Origin of the sequence: Acrocarpospora macrocephala (assembly GCF_009687865.1) — a bacterium.
GTDB lineage: Bacteria > Actinomycetota > Actinomycetes > Streptosporangiales > Streptosporangiaceae > Acrocarpospora > Acrocarpospora macrocephala.
The window spans coordinates 164101-180837 of record NZ_BLAE01000016.1 but is presented as its reverse complement, the minus strand read 5'-3'; the positions used below and the strand labels follow the sequence as shown (position 1 = coordinate 180837).

Here is a 16737-nt window from a genome sequence, read left to right as displayed (position 1 = left end):
TTGGAGGGAGTCGCGTGGCATCTCAGCAGCAGGCCTGGATGAACAACCTCTTCACGAATACGGGTTCTTCGTCGTTCACCGAGTTCTTGGGCATGCACGCGTCGGATCTGCTGCCGTTCCGGACCGAGAGGCTGGCCGTCCCGGTCAGCGACCAGATCCCGCACGCGACCACGATCATCGCGGTGACCTGCGCGGGCGGCGTGGTGATGGCGGGCGACCGGCGGGCCACCTCCGGCAACATGATCTTGCAGCGGGACATAGAGAAGGTGTTCCGCACCGACGACTACTCCTGCCTCGGCATCGCCGGAACCGCCAGCACCGGCATCGAGATGGCCCGGCTCTACCAGGTCGAACTCGAGCACTACGAGAAGATGGAGGGCCGCTCGCTCTCCACCGACGGCAAGGCCAACCGGCTCGCCACCATGATCAAGGGCAACCTGCCGATGGCCATGCAGGGCCTCGCGGTGGTCCCGATCTTCGCGGCGTACGATCCGAATCTGGACGGTGGGCGGATCTTCGGTTACGACGTGGGCGGCGGGCCCTACGAGCAGCAGCAGTACCACGCCATCGGATCCGGCTCGATCTTCGCCAAGGGGTCGCTGAAGAAGCTCTACCGGGAGAACGCCTCGCCCGAGGACGCGGTGCTGACCTGCGTGCAGGCCCTGTACGACGCGGCCGACGACGACTCGGCGACCGGCGGGCCCGACGTGACCCGCAAGATCTGGCCGGTGGCCGCGGTGATCACGGCGGAGGGTTACCGGCGTCTTGGCGACGACGAGGTCGCGGGCTACGTGCACGCGATGCTGGAAGCCCGGATGGTCAACCCCGACGGCCCCACCGCCCCGCTGCGCTAGAGAGGAACCCCACGAGGTGTCCATACCTTTCGGATACGCATCGCCCGAGCAGATCATGCGCGACCGGGCGGAATACGCGCGGAAGGGCATCGCCCGCGGCCGGAGCGTGGTCGTCATGCAGTACGCGGACGGCATCCTGTTCGTGGCGCCGAACCCGTCCAAGGCCCTGCACAAGATCAGCGAGATCTACGACCGGATCGGCTTCGCCGCGGTCGGCCGCTACAACGAGTTCGAGTCGCTGCGCCTGGCGGGGATCAGGTATGCCGACATCAACGGCTACACCTACAACCGCAACGACGTGACCGGCCGCGGCCTGGCCAACCTGTACGCGCAGCAGCTCGGCATGATCTTCACCGACTCGATCAAGTCGCTGGAGGTGGAGATCGTGGTCGCCGAGGTGGGCGACGCCACCGAGGAGGACCAGATCTACCGGCTGACCTTCGACGGCTCGGTCTTCGACGAGCAGGGCATGGCGGTCATCGGCGGGCAGTCCGACGCGGTGGCCGGGCGGCTCAAGGAGCGTTACCGCCCGGGCCTGTCGCTGGCCGAGGCCCTGGACGCCGCGCTCGCCGCGCTGACCGAGCCGGGCGGCGAACGCTCCCCGATCGGGCAGCTGGAGGTCGCCGTGCTGGACCGGACCCGGGAGCAGCGCAAGTTCCAGCGCCTGGCCGGCCCGCGCCTGGAGCGCCTGCTGGCCGCGGGCCCGCCGGAGGCTCCGGAGGCACCGCCCGCCCCGGCGGAGCCCACGCTGCCGGAGAAGGGCGCCCCCGAGGTCGACACCGGGCCGCCCACCGCCCCCGACGGCGACATCGACACAGGATCCGATTCCTGAAGTTTCCCCGGATGGTCACCGAAACCGGTGGCCATCCGGCGTTTCCGGGCACGACCAAATTCGGATTTCGCTAGGCTTTTCCGTATATGACCACTTATCTCCGGCAGGCCGCGCTGGCTGTCGCCGTACTCTCGCTCGCCGCCTGTTCCGGCACCGAGGCCGCGGCGCCGGCCGCGACGGTCACCGTGACCGCCTCCCCGTCGCCGCTCGCCACGGTCACGGCCACCCCGGCGGCCGCCTCCCCCAGCCCGCTCGCGTCACCGTCGCCGACGGCCCCACCGGGGAACCAGGTGTTCGAGCCCTCCGAGGAGTACGACCAGAACGACGTCATCGGGGCGAAGCAACCGAAGATCAAGGGCACCAAGTTCCAGTTCGACCCCGGCCACGACTTCACCAAGCGCATCAGCCCCAGCGCCGACGGCATCCTGCGCGGCCGTTTCGTCACCATGCAGGACGGGGATACCGCCGAGTACGTCCCGGTCCGCTGGGACGGCGGCACCTTCGTCGGCCCCACCGAGGGCGACGTCACTGCCTACGCCGCGCCGCTGGCCCCCGGCGTGGTCTACCTGAGCGCCACCGGCTGCACCGGCAACGACCAGACGATCAACGGCGACGGGCTGGGCACCGAGCGCTGCACCCGCGCGCGACTCGCCGAGCACGCCCGCGAAGGCCGCCTCACCGCCCTGATCACCGTCGCGAACGGCCAGGTCACCAAGGTTGTGGAGATCTACTTCTGACCGCCTGGGAGGCCCGCGGGAGCGCCCGGGGACAATCCACTTCATGATCCCTATGTCGTTCCGCCATTCGGGGCATAGGGTGATGTGATGGATCGTCGCATCTTCGGGCTGGAGAACGAGTACGGCGTCACCTGCACGTTCCGGGGGCAGCGCAGGCTGTCACCGGACGAGGTGGCGCGCTACTTGTTCCGGCGAGTGGTGTCCTGGGGCCGATCGAGCAACGTCTTCCTCCGCAACGGCGCGCGTCTGTACCTGGACGTGGGCAGCCATCCCGAGTACGCCACGCCCGAATGCGACAACGTCGTGGAACTGGTAACCCACGACAAGGCGGGCGAGCGCATCCTCGAAGGTCTCCTGGTGGACGCCGAGAAACGGCTCCGCGAGGAAGGCATCGCCGGGGACATCTACCTGTTCAAGAACAACACCGACTCGGCCGGGAACTCCTACGGCTGCCACGAGAACTATCTGGTCGGGCGGCACGGCGAGTTCGGCCGCCTGGCCGACGTGCTCATCCCCTACCTGGTCACCCGTCAGATCATCTGCGGCGCCGGCAAGGTGCTGCAGACCCCGCGTGGAGCGGTCTACTGCGTCTCGCAGCGGGCCGAGCACATCTGGGAGGGCGTCTCCTCGGCGACCACCCGGAGCCGCCCGATCATCAACACCAGGGACGAGCCGCACGCCGACGCCGAGCGGTTCCGCCGCCTGCACGTCATCGTCGGCGACTCCAACATGAGCGAGACCACCATGCTGCTCAAGGTCGGCGCCACCGACCTGGTGCTGCGGATGATCGAGGCCGGGGTGGTGATGCGCGACCTGTCGCTGGAGAACCCGATCCGGGCCATCCGCGAGGTCTCGCACGACATGACCGGCCGCAGAAGGGTCCGGCTGGCCAACGGCCGGGAGGCGTCCTCGCTGGAGATCCAGCAGGAGTACCTGGGCAAGGCCAAGGACTTCGTGGACCGGCGCGGCGGCGACGAGACCAGCAAGCGGGTGCTGGAGCTCTGGGAGCGCACCCTGCGGGCGGTGGAGACCGGCGACCTGGACCTGGTTTCCCGGGAGATCGACTGGGTCACCAAGTACCAGCTGATTGAACGTTACAGAAAGAAGTACGACCTGCCGCTGTCCTCGCCGCGGGTCGCCCAGCTGGATCTGGCCTACCACGACGTGCACCGCCGCCGCGGCCTGTTCTACCTGCTGCAGAAGCGCGGCGCGGTGGAGCGGGTGGCCTCCGACATCAAGATCTTCGAGGCCAAGTCGGTCCCGCCGCAGACCACGCGGGCCAGGCTGCGCGGCGAGTTCATCCGCAGGGCGCAGGAGAAGCGCCGCGACTTCACGGTTGACTGGGTGCACCTGAAGCTGAACGATCAGGCCCAGCGGACGGTGCTCTGCAAGGACCCGTTCCGCAGCGTCGACGAGCGGGTGGACAAGCTGATCGCCGGAATGTGATCTCCTTACGCCATCCTGACAGCGGGTTCGGGTAGTGTGACGCGAACCCGCTGTCTGACTCTCCGCTGCCTTCCTGAGGATTCCCATCATGCGCCGCCGCACGGCCATCGCCGCCGCCGCTCTTCCTTTGCTTCTGACCGCTGTCGCGTGCGGCACCGCCCAGAAGACCGCCACCGGGGCCAGCCCCGCAGCCACCCCGGCCGGCTCGGCCGCCGCCAGCGGCAGCGCCCCCGCGCCCAGCGCCGCGGCCTCGCTGACCGGGCCGCTCGGCGACGCCAAGAACATCAAGGTCGACGGTTCCGCCGGCACCATGCCGAAGGTCACCTTCCCCGCCGGGAACCCGGCCCTGACCTCCTCGGCGCGCGTGATCGCCCCCGGGGACGGCAGCGCGGCCAAGGACGGCGACACGCTGGTCGCCAACGTGAGCGTCTACACCTGGGACGGCAAGGAGAACAAGACCGTCGGCTCGGCGTACGACAAGGGAACGCCCGAGTTCGTGCCGGTCAACCAGAACCTCCCGAAAGTGCTGCACGACGGCCTGGTCGGGTTGAAGCCCGGGGGCCGGGTGCTGGTCGTGATCGCCAAGGACAGCCTCGACCAGGCCATGATCGACAACGCCAAACAGCAGGGCACCGACTTCGGGGTGACCTCGCAGGTGCTGGTCATCGACATGGTCTCGGCCGCCGCCAGGGCCGCCGTGGGCAATGCCACCGACCCCGGAATCGAGGGTGTCAAGCTGGTCAACCCGGGCGGCGAGACGGCCCCCGAGCTGACCACCAAGACCGTGGCGCAGCCGCCGAAGGACCTGGTCGTCAAGACCGTCATCAAGGGCGACGGCCCGAAGGTGAAGGAGACCCAGACGGTCATGGTGCACTACACCGGCAAGATCTGGGGCTCCGACCAGGAGTTCGACTCCAGCTGGAAGCGCGGCGAGGCCACCCAGTTCGCGCTCAGCCAGGTCGTCAAGGGCTGGGCCCAGGGCCTGACCGGCGTCGCCGTGGGCAGCCGCGTCGTCATCACCATCCCGCCGGAGCTCGGGTACGGCAAGGAAGGCCAGGCCGAGGCCGGGATCAAGGGCACCGACACCCTGGTGTTCGTGGTGGACGTGCTCGGCGCCGTCTGATCGTCCGCAAGAGAGCCCTCCTTCCCTCGGCGGGGAGGAGGGCTCCGGCGTTTCCGTACACTCCGGCTGTGGACAGTGATGAGGCGGTGGCCCTGCTCGGGGATCCGGTGCGGCGGGAGCTGTACCGGTTCGTGGTCGGGCGCGGCCGGGCGGTCGGGCGGGCCGAGGCGGCGGAGGCGACCGGGGTGGCCCGGGGCCTGGCCGCGTTCCATCTCGACAAGCTGGTCGACGCGGGGCTGCTGACGGCGGAGTTCAAGCGGCTGGGGGAGCGGACCGGGCCGGGCAGCGGGCGGCCCGCGAAGGTGTATCGCCGGTCGGGGGCCGAGCATCTGGTCAGCCTGCCGCCCCGGGACTATCGCACGGTGGCGCTGATCCTGGCCGAGGTGGTCGACCTACTCGGCGGCGACGAGCTGGCCGAGGAGGCCGCGCGGCGGGCGGGCCGGAAGCTGGCCGCCGGCGCGTCCGGGCCGGTACGGGAGACGCTGGCCCGGCAGGGCTACGAACCCTACGAGGAGGACGGGGTGCTGCGGCTGCGCAACTGCCCCTTCCACGTGCTGGCGGGGGAACATCCGCTGCTGGTGTGCTCGATGAACCTGTCGCTCTGCCAGGGGCTGCTCGACGGGGCCGAGGGCGTGACGGCCCGGCTGGACCCCAGGCCCGGGGAGTGCTGCGTGGTCATCTCTAAAAATAATAAGAATTGACATAGAAGGCGGGGCTGGGAATCCTGGGGTCATGCATCTGGCCCAGCTGAACGTCGCGTATCTGCTCGCCCCCCTCGACTCCCCCCTGCTGGCGGAGTTCGTCGCCCTGCTGGAACCCGTCAACCTGCTCTCCGACAGCTCGCCGGGGTTCGTCTGGCGGCTCAAGGGCGGGCCTGATCCCACCGACACCGTGCAGCACCACTACGGGGACGAGCTCGTGATCAACTTCTCGGTCTGGGAGTCGCGGGAGGCGCTCTGGAACTTCGTGTACCGGTCCCGGCATCTGGCCGTGTTACAACGGCGGCGGGAGTGGTTCCAGCGGGTGGCGGTGCCGTACAGCGTGATGTGGTGGGTGCCGGAGGGGGAGCCGCCCACTCTCACGGAGGGGATGGCCCGGCTGGACCGGCTCAGGGCCGAAGGGCCCGGTCCGGAGGCGTTCACCTTCAAGGACTTCTATGACCCGGTCAGCGTGTGATGACCGACCAGTCGAAGGTGTGGCCCTTGGGGCCGATGGCGGCCACGCTGAGGGTGTCGTCGCCGGTGACCTGGACGGCCACGAAGTGGTGGCGTTTGCGGGCGGCGGCCCGTTTGGGCAGGCCGGGGCAGCCGTACTTGATCGGGTAGAGGCCCGCGCCGCCCCCGCCGGTGACGATGTAGTTGACCCCGTTGGGGGAGACGAAACGCTGGTAGTTGTGGTCGTGGCCGTTGAGGACCAGGGCCACCCGGTGCCGTTCCAGGATGGGCACCCAGTGCCGGTCCACGGTCGCGGTCGAGCCGTGCAGGGAGCACGACCAGGCGGGCTGGTGGAACACCACGACCCGCAGCCGGGGCCCGGCGGCCGACAGCTGGCGGTCCAGCCAGCCGGCCTGCGCGGCGTGGTCGCGGTTGGCGTCCAGGAACAGGAACTCCACCCCGGGCAGCCGCTTCGCGAACGGCGGCGTGGGCAGGCCGAGGGTCTTCAGCTGCTGGGCGGCGTGTCCCGCCTGCACGTCGTGATTGCCGAGCGCCGCCCAGAGCGGGGCTTTCAGCCCCTTGTAGGGCTTGGTGAGCACGGCGGGGAACTTGTCGGGACGGCCATCAGGGTAGACGTTGTCCCCGGTCGTGATGATCGCGTCGACGCGGTGCCGGGAGGCCCAGCGTTTCATCGCCGCCGCCACCCGCCGCTGCGCCTTGCCGCCGGTGCCGAAGTCGCCGATGGCCAGGAAGCCGACCTGCTGGGGATCGCTCGGCGCCGATCCCGCCACCGTGGCGGAGGTGCTCGGGACGGGCTCCCGGCCCGCTCCGGACTCGGCGCTCGACCCCGAGCACGCCGGGACCGCCAGCAGGGCGGCACCCAGCAGGGCGGCCCGGACTTTCCGCGCTGTTCTTCTCGCGTTCATGCGTCGGATGCTAGAAGTCAGGCCCGCGCTGAGCTGGTATTTCAGGCCAGAAGCGTGGCGGTGTGGCGGCCCGCGGCGGCCGCCGCCAGGAAATAGGCGCGGTCCTGGTCCAGGTTCCTGCCCATCGTCGACAGGGTGACGGGGGACTTCCGCAGCGCCTCGTACAGCCCGCCGACCGGCACCTCGACGAGGATGTGGCGGGAGGCGAGGTCGGCCGACTGGTAGCGGATCTGGTCGCCGAACTCGCCCGGCAGCGCGGGCACCACCACCTCGGCGGGGGACAGCGCCACCCGGCCGTACGCGGTGAGCGAATGGTGCGACACCCCGACGTGCCGGTCCCGCTGGTCGCCCTCGCTGATCCGCAGCGCCGCCACCGGGCGCCCGCCGAGCACCCCGGCCGCGTTGATCGCCTCCCCGGCCATCACGCCGGAGAAACCCCAGCGGGTGCCCGTGCCCAGATTGCCGGGGCCCTGGGCGATGATCGCCACGTCGGCCTTGAGCACGTGCCGGGCGGCCAGCAGGGCGGTGTGCGTGGTCACCGCCTCCACGTCCCCGCCGAACGCCTGCCCGGCCGTGACCACGCCGCACAGCCAGCCGATCTCCCGCAGCCGGGCGCAGGACATGGAGAACCAGGCGGGGAGGGCGCCGCCGTCCTGCATCACGTACGCCACCCGGATCTCGGGGCGGGAGGCGTACAGGCCGCAGAGGATCGGCGGGAGGGCGGAGTGCAGGTCGGCCACCACGACGGGCATGCCGTCCAGGGAGTCGGCGTCGCGGAGCAGCTCGTGGTGGGGCGAGTCCTGCTCGTCCGCGCCCTGCACGGTGGCCTGCAACGGCGTGTACCGCGCCTTCACCAGGTGGCCGGGACCCACCGGATCTTGTGGCAAACGGTCAGGAATCGCCACCACCATGGCGTAACCTCCCGTACCGAGGCCCATCGCGAGTGCGGTCGTGTTCAGGAGCACCGCGTCGCCGGGCTCCGGACGGCCCACCAGCGGGGGATAGGCCAGCGCCCGGCACTGGGTTCCGTCCTCGACGGACACCTCCAGTTCCACCGCGCCCGGCCAGTCACGCCTGATCCCCAGGACCTCGCCCTTGCGCCATCTGATCACCTGGAAAAGGGTAGCGTTCTTCATCGGAGAAGGAGGGGAGGGGCCATGTCCCGGCGGAAGACCGAGCGATTGCTCAATCTGGTGATCTGCCTGCTCTCGACCCGGCGGCCGCTGAGCGCGGAGCAGATCCGCCACGTCGTCCCGGGCTACGACCCGGACAACGACGAAGCCTTCCAGCGCATGTTCGAGCGGGACAAGAACGAGCTGCGCGAGATCGGCATCCCGATCGAGGTCAACAAGGACCCGTGGGAGGACGATCCCGGCTACCGCATCGTCCGGCAGGCCTACGAGCTGCCCGAGATCACCCTGGAACCCGACGAGGCCGCCGTGCTGGGTCTGGCCGCGCAGGTCTGGCAGCGGGCCAACCTGGCCGAGGCGGCCAGCGGCGCGATGCTCAAGCTGAAGGCGGGCGGGGTGGAGACCGATCTGGTGGAGGGCCCGCTGGAGCTGCGGGTGGACACCAGGGACGCCTCCTTCCCGACGTTGTGGGAGGCGGTCAGGGACCGGCGGGTGGTGGCCTTCGACTACCGCTCCTCCGGCAGCGAGTCGGTGCTGCGCCGGGTGGTCGAGCCGTGGGGCGTGGTCAGCCGCCGCGGCCGGTGGTATCTGGTCGGGCACGACCGCGGCCGCGACGACACCCGGGTGTTCCGGCTGAGCCGCATCGCCGGCCAGGTCGCCCCGGCCGGGCGGCCCGGCGCGGTCCGCGTGCCCGACGGCATCGACCTGCGCGCCCAGGTGGGTTACGCGGGCGAGGAGTTCCCTGAGCGTACGGCGCTGCTGCGGGTGCGCCCCGGCACCTGCCAGGGGTTGCGGCATCTGGCCAGGGTGGTCCGGCCGGGAGCCGAGTGGGACGAGGTGGAGCTCGCGTTCACCGACGCGGAGCGGCTGGCCGGGTGGATCGCCAGCCTCGCCGCCGACGCTCAGGTGATCGACCCGCCGGACGCGCGGGAGGCCGTCATCCGCCGCCTGAAGGGGGCTCTGCAGTGAACGACCGGCTGCCGCGGCTGCTGGCGCTCGTGCCGTACCTGATGTCCCATCCCGGGGCGCAGGTGCCGGAGGTGGCGCGGCTGTTCGGGCTGAACGAGAAGCAGCTCATCGACGACCTGCAGCTGGTCTGGATGTGCGGGCTGCCGGGGCACACCCCCGGCGACCTCATCGACGTCTCCTGGGACGGCGGCGAGATCCTCATCGACAACGCCGAGACCATCGCGCGGCCGCTGAAGCTGGGCGTGGACGAGGTCAGCGCCCTGCTGGTGGCCCTGCGCATGCTGGCCGAGTTGCCGGAGTTCGCCGGGACCGAGGCGCTCGGGCGGGTCATCGCCAAGCTGGAGCAGGCCGCCGGCGACGGCGCGGCGGCGGTCAGCAACCAGGTCGCGGTGGAGGTGGACGCCGCGCCCGGCGCGCTGGCCACCGTCACCACGGCGGCCAGGCACCAGCGGCGGGTGTCGCTGCGCTACTACGTGCCCGGCCGCGACGAGGTGACGCCGCGCGAGGTGGACCCGCTCCGGGTGGTGCTGGTGGACGGCCACCACTACCTGGAGGGCTGGTGCTACCGGGCCGAGGCGATGCGCATGTTCCGGGTGGACCGGATCCTCGCGGTGGACATGCTGGACGTGGCCGCCGACCCGCCCGCCGAGGCCGAGCCCATGGACGTCGCCGACGGCGTGTTCCGGCCGTCGGAGAGCGACGAGCTGGTGGAGCTGGAGGTCACCCCGGCCGGGCGGTGGGTGTCGGAGTACTACCCGGTGGAGAGCCTGGAGGAGCTCGGCGAGGGCCGCCAGCGCGTCACCCTGCGGGCGCGTGACCAGACCTGGCTGGTACGGCTCGCGCTCCGGCTGGGCGACTCCGGCCGCGTGATCAGGCCCGAGTCGCTGGCCGAACGCGTGACGGAGACCGCCAAAGAGGCCCTGGCCAACTATTACTGAGGGGCGTCATGTTCTGGATCTATGCCGCGGTCGGGCTGGGCGTGGCCGGGCTGGCCGTGCTCGGCGTGCTGACCGCGCGGGTTCTGGTGGCCGCGCGCGGGCTCGGGCGGGAGCTCGACCGGGCCAGGAAGCGTATCGAACCCGCGCAGGCCCGGTTACGCGCCGAGATCGGGAATCGTCCTTCCGAAGGATGACATAGCCGCTGTTGGAAGGGCAGGGTGATGAGTACTGCCCGCACGGCGTACCATCGGGCTGAGACGTGCAGGCGCACCATCGGCCCCGTAAGGAAGTGTCATGCCAAGCTTGGGACCCACTGAGCTGATAATCATCGGGCTCATCGTCATCCTTCTGTTCGGCGCGAAGAAGCTTCCGGACACCGCGCGGGCGCTTGGGCAGTCGCTGCGGCTGTTCAAGAAGGAAACCAAGAAGATGAACGACGAGGACGAGGAATCGACGGTCGTGAAGGCTCAGGCCGAGACCGTGCCGCCGCCCGCGGCGCAGATTCCCCCGGCCGTCCCCGCCGCCGCCAACCCGGCGACTCCCTCGGTCGAGGACCGGCTGCGCACGCTTGAGGAAGAGAACGCCAAGCTGCGCGCCGCGCAGGCCGACAAGCAGAACTGAACGCTCCTTCCCCTAGCCCAGGAATCGTCCAATGGCGCTGCTGAAACGGTCGACTCCCACGGCCGCGAGTGACGACGACGGCCGAATGTCGCTCATGGATCACATCCGTGAGCTGCGCAACCGCATCGTCAAGATCATTCTTGGCATTGTGGTGGGGACGATCGTCGGGTTCATCTTCTTCGACCCGATCTGGGATTTCATGACCGGGCCGTTCTGCCGGCTGCCTTCGAACCTCCGGCTGGGCAACAGCACCAGCACCGACTGCAACCTCAACCTCGTAGTCGGCAGCGTGACCGGGGGCATCTTCATCAACCTCAAGGTCGCGTTCATGTTCGGCCTGGTGGTGGCCGCGCCGATCTGGCTGTATCAGGTTTGGGCGTTCGTGACCCCGGGTCTGTACCGCAACGAGAAGAAGTACTCCTACACCTTCCTCGGCCTCGCCGTGCCGCTGTTCCTGGCCGGGTCCGCGCTGGCGTACCTGACCATGGACAAGGGCCTGTCGCTGCTGCTGGGGTTCGTGCCGGAGAACGCGGTCCCGCTGATCGATGTCAACGACTATCTGTCGTTCCTGATGCTGATGCTGGTCATCTTCGGCGTGTCCTTCCTGCTGCCGCTGCTGATGGCCTTCCTGAACATCATCGGCGTGCTGCGCTTCGCCGCCGTGGCCAAACACCAGCGCATGGTCATCTTCCTGATGTTCGTGTTCGCGGCCATCGCCACCCCGAGCCAGGATCCGTTCACCATGCTGGCCCTGGCCATGCCGATGATCGCGCTGTTCTACCTGGCGCTGGCGTTCATGTACTTCCGTGACCGCAGGCAGGACGCGCTGGACGCGCAGCGGGCGCGGGCGCTGGAAGAGGAGCTCGACGGCCCCAGCGTTCCGGCCGACGATTAGTGGCCGGCGAGCTCGTCGTCGTGGTGAACCCGGCCGCGCGTGGCGGGCGGGGGATCCGGTCGCTCGACCCGGTCCTGGCGCGATTACGGGCCGGTGGCCGGGAGGTCTCGGTCCTGATCGGAGATTCGGCTGAGGACGCGCTGGCCAGGGCCCGTACGGCTGTCGCCGCCGGGCCGGCCGCCCTCGTCGCGTTCGGCGGGGACGGGCTGGTGCATCTGGCCGTCCAGGCGGTGGCCGGCACCGGCGTGCCGCTGGGGATCATTCCGGCCGGGACCGGCAACGACATCGCCGACGCGCTGGGGATCCCGCGCCGTGACCCGCTGCGGGCCGCGGACGCGGTGCTCGGTGGCCGCGTGCGGGTGATCGACGCGGGCCGGATATCTCCGGGCTCGCGGTGGTTCGCCGGGGTTGTCGCGTGCGGCTTCGACTCCCGCGTCAACGAGCGCGCCAACCGGATGACCTGGCCGCCCGGCATGTCGAAGTACATCCTCGCCCTGGTCGAGGAACTGCGCTCGTTCACCCCGATCCCGTTCACGATCACGATCGACGACCAGGTGATCAAACGGGAGGCCATGCTGGTGGCGGTGGGCAACACGCGCTCGTACGGCGCCGGGATGCGGGTCTGCCCCGACGCGGCACCCGACGACGGCCTGCTGGACGTGATGATCCTGGCGGCCATGCCGAAGACCGCGTTCCTGCGCGCCTTCCCCAGGGTCTACAAAGGCACCCATACCGCCCTCCCGGCGGTGCACCTCCTGCGCGGCCGCACGGTCACCCTCGACGCGCCGGACACGATCGCGTACGCCGACGGCGAACGGGTCGGTCCCACGCCGCTCAGCTGCTCCGTGGAAGCAGGGGCGTTGCGGGTGCTGGTGCCGTGAGCATGCCGTACAAAAGGAATCTACTTTGTAAAGGCGCGAGGCCGGGCGCGGGACGGCCGTAACGCGGATATCGGTAGGGTTGACGGCATGAGCACGCCTGCGGAACGCTACGCCGTCTTCCGAGAGCAGCAGAGCGAGAGCGGCCCGGCGCTCACCTCGTTCCGCGAGCTGTACGACTTCGGCCTCGACGAGTTCCAGGTCGACGCCTGCCAGGCGCTGGAGGCGGGCGACGGAGTGCTGGTGGCGGCCCCCACGGGCTCGGGCAAGACGGTGGTCGGGGAGTTCGCCGTGCACCTGGCCCTGGAACAGGGCCGCAAGTGCTTCTACACCACGCCGATCAAGGCGCTCTCCAACCAGAAGTACAACGACCTGGTCCGGCGCTACGGCGCGGCCAAGGTCGGCCTGCTCACCGGCGACAACAGCGTCAACGGCGAGGCCCCGATCGTGATCATGACGACTGAGGTGCTGCGCAACATGCTCTACGCCGGGTCCGGCACCCTGGCCGGGCTCGGCTACGTGGTCATGGACGAGGTGCACTACCTGGCCGACCGGTTCCGCGGCGCGGTCTGGGAGGAAGTGATCATCCACCTGCCCGAGTCGGTGCGGGTGGTGGCGCTGTCGGCGACCGTCAGCAACGCCGAGGAGTTCGGCGAGTGGCTCGGCGAGGTGCGCGGCGACACCACGGTGATCGTGGACGAGCACCGCCCGGTGCCGCTCTGGCAGCACATGCTGGTCGGCAACCGCCTCTACGACCTGTTCGCCAACGAGGACGGCGCGACCAGGATCAACGCCAGCCTGATGCGCCTGTCCCGGGACGAGCAGCGGCTGGCCAACACCCGCGGCAAGCGCGGCTACCTGCGGCCGCGCCGCAACGGCCACGACCGGGCGACGACCATCGAACGGCTGGACGCGGAGGGGCTGCTGCCCGCGATCACGTTCATCTTCTCCCGGGCCGGGTGCGACGCCGCCGTCCAGCAGTGCCTGGCCGCGGGGCTGCGGCTGACCAGCGACAAGGAGCGGCACGAGATCCGCCAGCTGGTGGACGAGCGGACCGCCCACCTGCCGGACGAGGACCTGGCCGTGCTCGGCTACCTGGAGTGGCGGGACTGCCTGGAGCGCGGCCTGGCCGCCCACCACGCGGGCATGCTCCCGGCCTTCAAGGAGGTCGTCGAGGAGCTGTTCACCAACGGCCTGGTGAAGGCGGTGTTCGCGACCGAGACGCTGGCGCTGGGGATCAACATGCCCGCCCGCTCGGTGGTGATCGAGAAGCTCGACAAGTGGAACGGGGAGACGCACGCCGACCTGACGCCGGGGGAGTACACGCAGCTGACCGGGCGGGCCGGGCGGCGCGGCATCGACGTGGAAGGCCACGCGGTGGTCGTCTATCAGCCGGGCATGGATCCGATGAGCGTGGCCGGTCTTGCCAGCACCCGGACCTATCCGCTGCGGTCGAGCTTCCGGCCCTCGTACAACATGGCGGTCAATCTCGTCGGCCAGGTCGGGCGGGAACGCGCCCGCACGCTCCTGGAGGACTCCTTCGCCCAGTTCCAGGCGGACCGGGCGGTGGTCGGCCTGGCCCGGCAGCTGCGCAAGTCGGAGCAGGCCCTGGAGGGCTACGCGGAGGCGATGACCTGCCATCTGGGGGAGTTTCCCGAGTACGCGGCGATGCGCAGGCGGCTGTCGGACCGCGAGGCCGAGATGGCGCGGCAGCGCGGGGCCGCCCGGCGGGCGCAGGCCGTGCAGAGCCTGGAGGAGCTGAAGCCCGGGGATGTGATCCGGATCCCCGGGGGGCGGCGGGCCGGGCTCGCGGTGGTGCTCGATCCGGGGCTCGGGCCGCGCGGGGAGGGGCCCACGCCGACGGTGCTGACGGTGGGGCGGCAGGTCAAGCGGCTGGCGGCGGTGGACTTCCCGGTGCCGGTGGAGCCGGTGGACCACATCCGCATCCCGAAGAACTTCAACGCGCGCAGCCCGAAGGAGCGGGCCAACCTGGTCTCGACCATGCACGCCAAGCTGGGCGACCGGGATCTGGGCAAGCCGGCCCGGGCGCGCGACCACGCCACCGAGGACGAGGAGATCAACCGGCTGCGCCGGGAGCTGCGCCAGCATCCCTGCCACGGGTGCGACGAGCGGGAGGACCACGCGCGCTGGGCGGAGCGGTACTACAAGCTCCAGCGGGAGACCGAGACGCTGCGCCGCCGGGTGGAAGGGCGGTCGCACGTGATCGCCCGGACCTTCGACCGGGTCTGCGGAGTGCTGGACCAGCTCGGCTACCTGGACGGCGAGACCGTCACCGACCAGGGGCGGCGACTCGCCCAGCTCTACACCGAGCTCGACCTGCTCACGGCCGAGTGCCTGCGGGCCGGGATCTGGGAGAAGCTGGATCCGGCCGAGCTGGCGGCCTGCGTCTCCTCGCTGGTGTTCGAGTCCCGCCAGTCCGACGACACGCGCAGCCCGAAGATCCCGGCCGGGGGCGCCAAGGAGGCGCTGGCCGCGATGCTGCGGCTGTGGGGGGAGCTGGAGGGCATCGAGGAGGACCACGGCCTGTCGTTCATCCGCGAGCCCGACTTCGGGTTCGCCTGGGCGGCGTTCCGGTGGGCGAAGGGGCACACCCTGGACGCGGTCCTCACCGACGGCGACCTGGCGGCCGGGGACTTCGTGCGGTGGGTCAAGCAGCTGCTCGACCTGCTCGGGCAGCTGCGGGACGCGGCGCCGAAGGGCAGCAAGGTGCGCGACAACGCGGGCAAGGCGGTCGACGCGCTGCGGCGGGGCGTGGTGGCCTACTCCTCGGTCAGCTGATCCTGGTGAACCGGACCTCGCGCTTGTTCGGGTCCGCGCGCACCAGCCGGACCCGGATGCGCTCGCCGAGGGGGAGCCCGTCGCCGTCGCAGCGGGCGATCACGGCCGGGTCGGTGACCTGGACGTGGCCGCCCGGCTTGTCCTCGGCGACGTCGACCACGACCGCGTCGAACTCCTCGCCGACCCGCTCGTGCAGCACGAACGCCTCGACGAGGTCCACGCAGGCCCGGTCGGCCCCGCCGGTCCTGCGCCCGGCCGCCCGCATCTGGTCGGGCAGCACCACCAGGGCCTCCTCGACCCGTTCCGGCACGGGTTCCCCGGCCGCGACGGCCAGGCACACCTCGGTCGCGTAACGGTCCACCAGGCGGCGCAGCGGCGCCGTCACGTGCGCGTACGGCCCCGCGATGGCGGCATGCCCGGCCAGCCGGGGCGGTTCCCCGTTGAAGGAGACATACGCCGCGCCGCGCAGCAGCACCGTGGATTCATGCAGGAAGGCCGCGTGTCCGGGAATCTTCGGATCGAGGCCGTGCACGACCTCGCCGTAGGTCGCGCCCTCCGGCCAGGAGACGCCCAGCGCGAGCGCCACCCGGCGGATCTTGGCCAGGTCGCGCGGGTCGGCCGGGGGCAGCACCCGGAGCAGGCCGATTTCGGCGTCCAGCATCAGCTGCGCCGCCGCCATGCCGGTGAGCAGCGAGATCTGCGCGTTCCACGCCTCGCACGGCAGCGGCGTCCGGAACTCCAGCCGGTAGCCGCCGCTCTCGTGCACCACTTCCTGGTCCGGCGTGGGCAGGCTCACCCCGCCCCTGGCCCGTTCGAGCGCCAGCCGGAGCGGGCCGATCTCGGCGAGCAGGCGCAGCGTGCCGTCGGCCCGTCCGGTGTCGACCACGGTCTGCACGTAGTCGTAGTCGAGCCGCTCCCGGCTGCGGACCAGCGCCCGCCGCACGTCCACGCCGACGGTGCGGCCCTCGGCGTCCAGGTCCAGGCACCAGAGCGCGGCCGGGCGGACCTCGCCGGGCAGCAGGCTGGCCGCGCCCTCCGACAGCACGGCCGGATGCAGCGGGATCCGGCCGTCCGGCAGGTAGACGGTCTCGCCGCGGGTCCTGGCCTCCAGATCGATCGCGCCGCCCGGGCGGACGAAGGAGCCGACGTCGGCGATGGCGTACCAGACACGGTAGCCGCCTCTGGGGCGTTCCTCCAGGCAGAGGGCTTGGTCCAGGTCCATCGAGCCGGGCGGATCGATGGTCAGGAATGGCAGGTCGGTGCGGTCCTCGCCGGCCGGAGGGCGGGAGGCCACCTGTTCGGCCTCGGCCCGGACCGGCGCGGGGAAGGCGGCGGGGAGGTCGAATTCATCGCGGATCCGCTCGAACCCGTCGACGAGCCGTGGTTTCTGCGCGTCCGGGACCCGGATCGTTCTGTGCGGCACGCCCATCAACGT

Annotated in this window: 17 protein-coding genes; 14 read left to right on the top strand and 3 right to left on the bottom strand. The window is 70.7% G+C overall.

The genetic code is table 11. From position 1 onward, the window contains the following. Positions 1-38 precede the first annotated feature (38 nt). The 7 genes from prcB to Amac_RS16115 all read left to right on the top strand — a co-directional run bounded on the left by prcB (position 39) and on the right by Amac_RS16115 (position 6168). Entirely contained in the window at positions 39-854 is an 816-nt protein-coding gene (gene prcB, locus Amac_RS16145; RefSeq protein ID WP_155355221.1) for a proteasome subunit beta, read from the top strand. 16 nt (positions 855-870) lie between these two features. Next, the gene (gene prcA / locus Amac_RS16140; protein ID WP_155355193.1) at positions 871-1686 is read left to right on the top strand and encodes a proteasome subunit alpha; all 816 of its coding nucleotides are present in this window, start codon (positions 871-873) and stop codon (positions 1684-1686) included. Between the two features lie 86 nt (positions 1687-1772). Continuing rightward, complete coding sequence (locus tag Amac_RS16135) at positions 1773-2423, top strand: hypothetical protein (RefSeq protein ID WP_155355192.1); 651 nt, start codon at positions 1773-1775, stop codon at positions 2421-2423. Positions 2424-2510: 87 nt separating this feature from the next. Next, positions 2511-3869 (top strand): Pup--protein ligase, encoded by a 1359-nt coding sequence (pafA, locus tag Amac_RS16130; protein WP_155355191.1) that lies wholly within the window; start codon positions 2511-2513, stop codon positions 3867-3869. 88 nt (positions 3870-3957) lie between these two features. After that, positions 3958-4992, top strand: coding sequence for an FKBP-type peptidyl-prolyl cis-trans isomerase (locus Amac_RS16125; protein WP_155355190.1), 1035 nt, complete (start codon positions 3958-3960; stop codon positions 4990-4992). Between the two features lie 68 nt (positions 4993-5060). Next, entirely contained in the window at positions 5061-5693 is a 633-nt protein-coding gene (locus tag Amac_RS16120) for a helix-turn-helix transcriptional regulator (RefSeq protein WP_155355189.1), read from the top strand. A gap of 31 nt (positions 5694-5724) precedes the next feature. Further along, positions 5725-6168 carry a DUF3291 domain-containing protein gene (locus Amac_RS16115; protein WP_155355188.1) on the top strand — a complete coding sequence of 148 codons (444 nt, stop codon included), beginning with the start codon at positions 5725-5727 and terminating at the stop codon, positions 6166-6168. Here Amac_RS16115 and Amac_RS16110 read toward each other — a convergent pair. Both Amac_RS16110 and Amac_RS16105 read right to left on the bottom strand, forming a co-directional pair. Then, the gene (locus Amac_RS16110) at positions 6158-7072 is read right to left on the bottom strand and encodes a metallophosphoesterase family protein (RefSeq protein ID WP_155355187.1); all 915 of its coding nucleotides are present in this window, start codon (positions 7070-7072) and stop codon (positions 6158-6160) included. The two genes, Amac_RS16115 and Amac_RS16110, sit on opposite strands and share 11 nt — an antisense overlap. Before the next feature lie 41 nt (positions 7073-7113). Further along, the gene (locus Amac_RS16105) at positions 7114-8184 is read right to left on the bottom strand and encodes a DUF3866 family protein (protein WP_218041114.1); all 1071 of its coding nucleotides are present in this window, start codon (positions 8182-8184) and stop codon (positions 7114-7116) included. Positions 8185-8229: 45 nt separating this feature from the next. Here Amac_RS16105 and Amac_RS16100 point away from each other — a divergent pair, with 45 nt between their 5' ends. From Amac_RS16100 to Amac_RS16070, 7 genes are all read left to right on the top strand, one after another. After that, complete coding sequence (locus Amac_RS16100; RefSeq protein WP_155355185.1) at positions 8230-9171, top strand: helix-turn-helix transcriptional regulator; 942 nt, start codon at positions 8230-8232, stop codon at positions 9169-9171. A gap of 41 nt (positions 9172-9212) precedes the next feature. Further along, positions 9213-10109 (top strand): helix-turn-helix transcriptional regulator, encoded by an 897-nt coding sequence (locus tag Amac_RS16095; RefSeq protein ID WP_155355220.1) that lies wholly within the window; start codon positions 9213-9215, stop codon positions 10107-10109. A gap of 8 nt (positions 10110-10117) precedes the next feature. Beyond that, positions 10118-10303, top strand: a complete 186-nt coding sequence (locus Amac_RS16090; protein ID WP_155355184.1) for a hypothetical protein — start codon at positions 10118-10120, stop codon at positions 10301-10303. Between the two features lie 100 nt (positions 10304-10403). Beyond that, positions 10404-10730 carry a Sec-independent protein translocase subunit TatA gene (tatA, locus tag Amac_RS16085; protein WP_155355183.1) on the top strand — a complete coding sequence of 109 codons (327 nt, stop codon included), beginning with the start codon at positions 10404-10406 and terminating at the stop codon, positions 10728-10730. 94 nt (positions 10731-10824) lie between these two features. Next, complete coding sequence (tatC, locus tag Amac_RS16080; RefSeq protein ID WP_246268376.1) at positions 10825-11625, top strand: twin-arginine translocase subunit TatC; 801 nt, start codon at positions 10825-10827, stop codon at positions 11623-11625. Then, positions 11625-12506 (top strand): diacylglycerol/lipid kinase family protein, encoded by an 882-nt coding sequence (locus Amac_RS16075; RefSeq protein ID WP_155355181.1) that lies wholly within the window; start codon positions 11625-11627, stop codon positions 12504-12506. The genes tatC and Amac_RS16075 overlap by 1 nt, the downstream gene beginning before the upstream one ends. A gap of 87 nt (positions 12507-12593) precedes the next feature. Continuing rightward, positions 12594-15302 carry a DEAD/DEAH box helicase gene (locus tag Amac_RS16070; protein WP_155355180.1) on the top strand — a complete coding sequence of 903 codons (2709 nt, stop codon included), beginning with the start codon at positions 12594-12596 and terminating at the stop codon, positions 15300-15302. Here Amac_RS16070 and Amac_RS16065 read toward each other — a convergent pair. Continuing rightward, positions 15295-16731 carry an RNB domain-containing ribonuclease gene (locus tag Amac_RS16065; protein WP_155355179.1) on the bottom strand — a complete coding sequence of 479 codons (1437 nt, stop codon included), beginning with the start codon at positions 16729-16731 and terminating at the stop codon, positions 15295-15297. The genes Amac_RS16070 and Amac_RS16065 overlap by 8 nt on opposite strands. Positions 16732-16737 lie beyond the last annotated feature (6 nt).

What these genes read in the sequence shown, in the direction of transcription:
- prcB (WP_155355221.1), top strand. Translation starts at nt 39, where the DNA reads ATGAACAACCTCTTCACGAATACGGGTTCTTCGTCGTTCACCGAGTTC.
- Amac_RS16135 (WP_155355192.1), top strand. Translation starts at nt 1,773, where the DNA reads ATGACCACTTATCTCCGGCAGGCCGCGCTGGCTGTCGCCGTACTCTCG.
- pafA (WP_155355191.1), top strand. Translation starts at nt 2,511, where the DNA reads ATGGATCGTCGCATCTTCGGGCTGGAGAACGAGTACGGCGTCACCTGC.
- Amac_RS16125 (WP_155355190.1), top strand. Translation starts at nt 3,958, where the DNA reads ATGCGCCGCCGCACGGCCATCGCCGCCGCCGCTCTTCCTTTGCTTCTG.
- Amac_RS16115 (WP_155355188.1), top strand. Translation starts at nt 5,725, where the DNA reads ATGCATCTGGCCCAGCTGAACGTCGCGTATCTGCTCGCCCCCCTCGAC.
- Amac_RS16110 (WP_155355187.1), bottom strand. Translation starts at nt 7,072, where the DNA reads ATGAACGCGAGAAGAACAGCGCGGAAAGTCCGGGCCGCCCTGCTGGGT.
- Amac_RS16100 (WP_155355185.1), top strand. Translation starts at nt 8,230, where the DNA reads ATGTCCCGGCGGAAGACCGAGCGATTGCTCAATCTGGTGATCTGCCTG.
- Amac_RS16095 (WP_155355220.1), top strand. Translation starts at nt 9,213, where the DNA reads ATGTCCCATCCCGGGGCGCAGGTGCCGGAGGTGGCGCGGCTGTTCGGG.
- Amac_RS16090 (WP_155355184.1), top strand. Translation starts at nt 10,118, where the DNA reads ATGTTCTGGATCTATGCCGCGGTCGGGCTGGGCGTGGCCGGGCTGGCC.
- tatA (WP_155355183.1), top strand. Translation starts at nt 10,404, where the DNA reads ATGCCAAGCTTGGGACCCACTGAGCTGATAATCATCGGGCTCATCGTC.
- tatC (WP_246268376.1), top strand. Translation starts at nt 10,825, where the DNA reads ATGGATCACATCCGTGAGCTGCGCAACCGCATCGTCAAGATCATTCTT.
- Amac_RS16070 (WP_155355180.1), top strand. Translation starts at nt 12,594, where the DNA reads ATGAGCACGCCTGCGGAACGCTACGCCGTCTTCCGAGAGCAGCAGAGC.
- Amac_RS16065 (WP_155355179.1), bottom strand. Translation starts at nt 16,731, where the DNA reads ATGGGCGTGCCGCACAGAACGATCCGGGTCCCGGACGCGCAGAAACCA.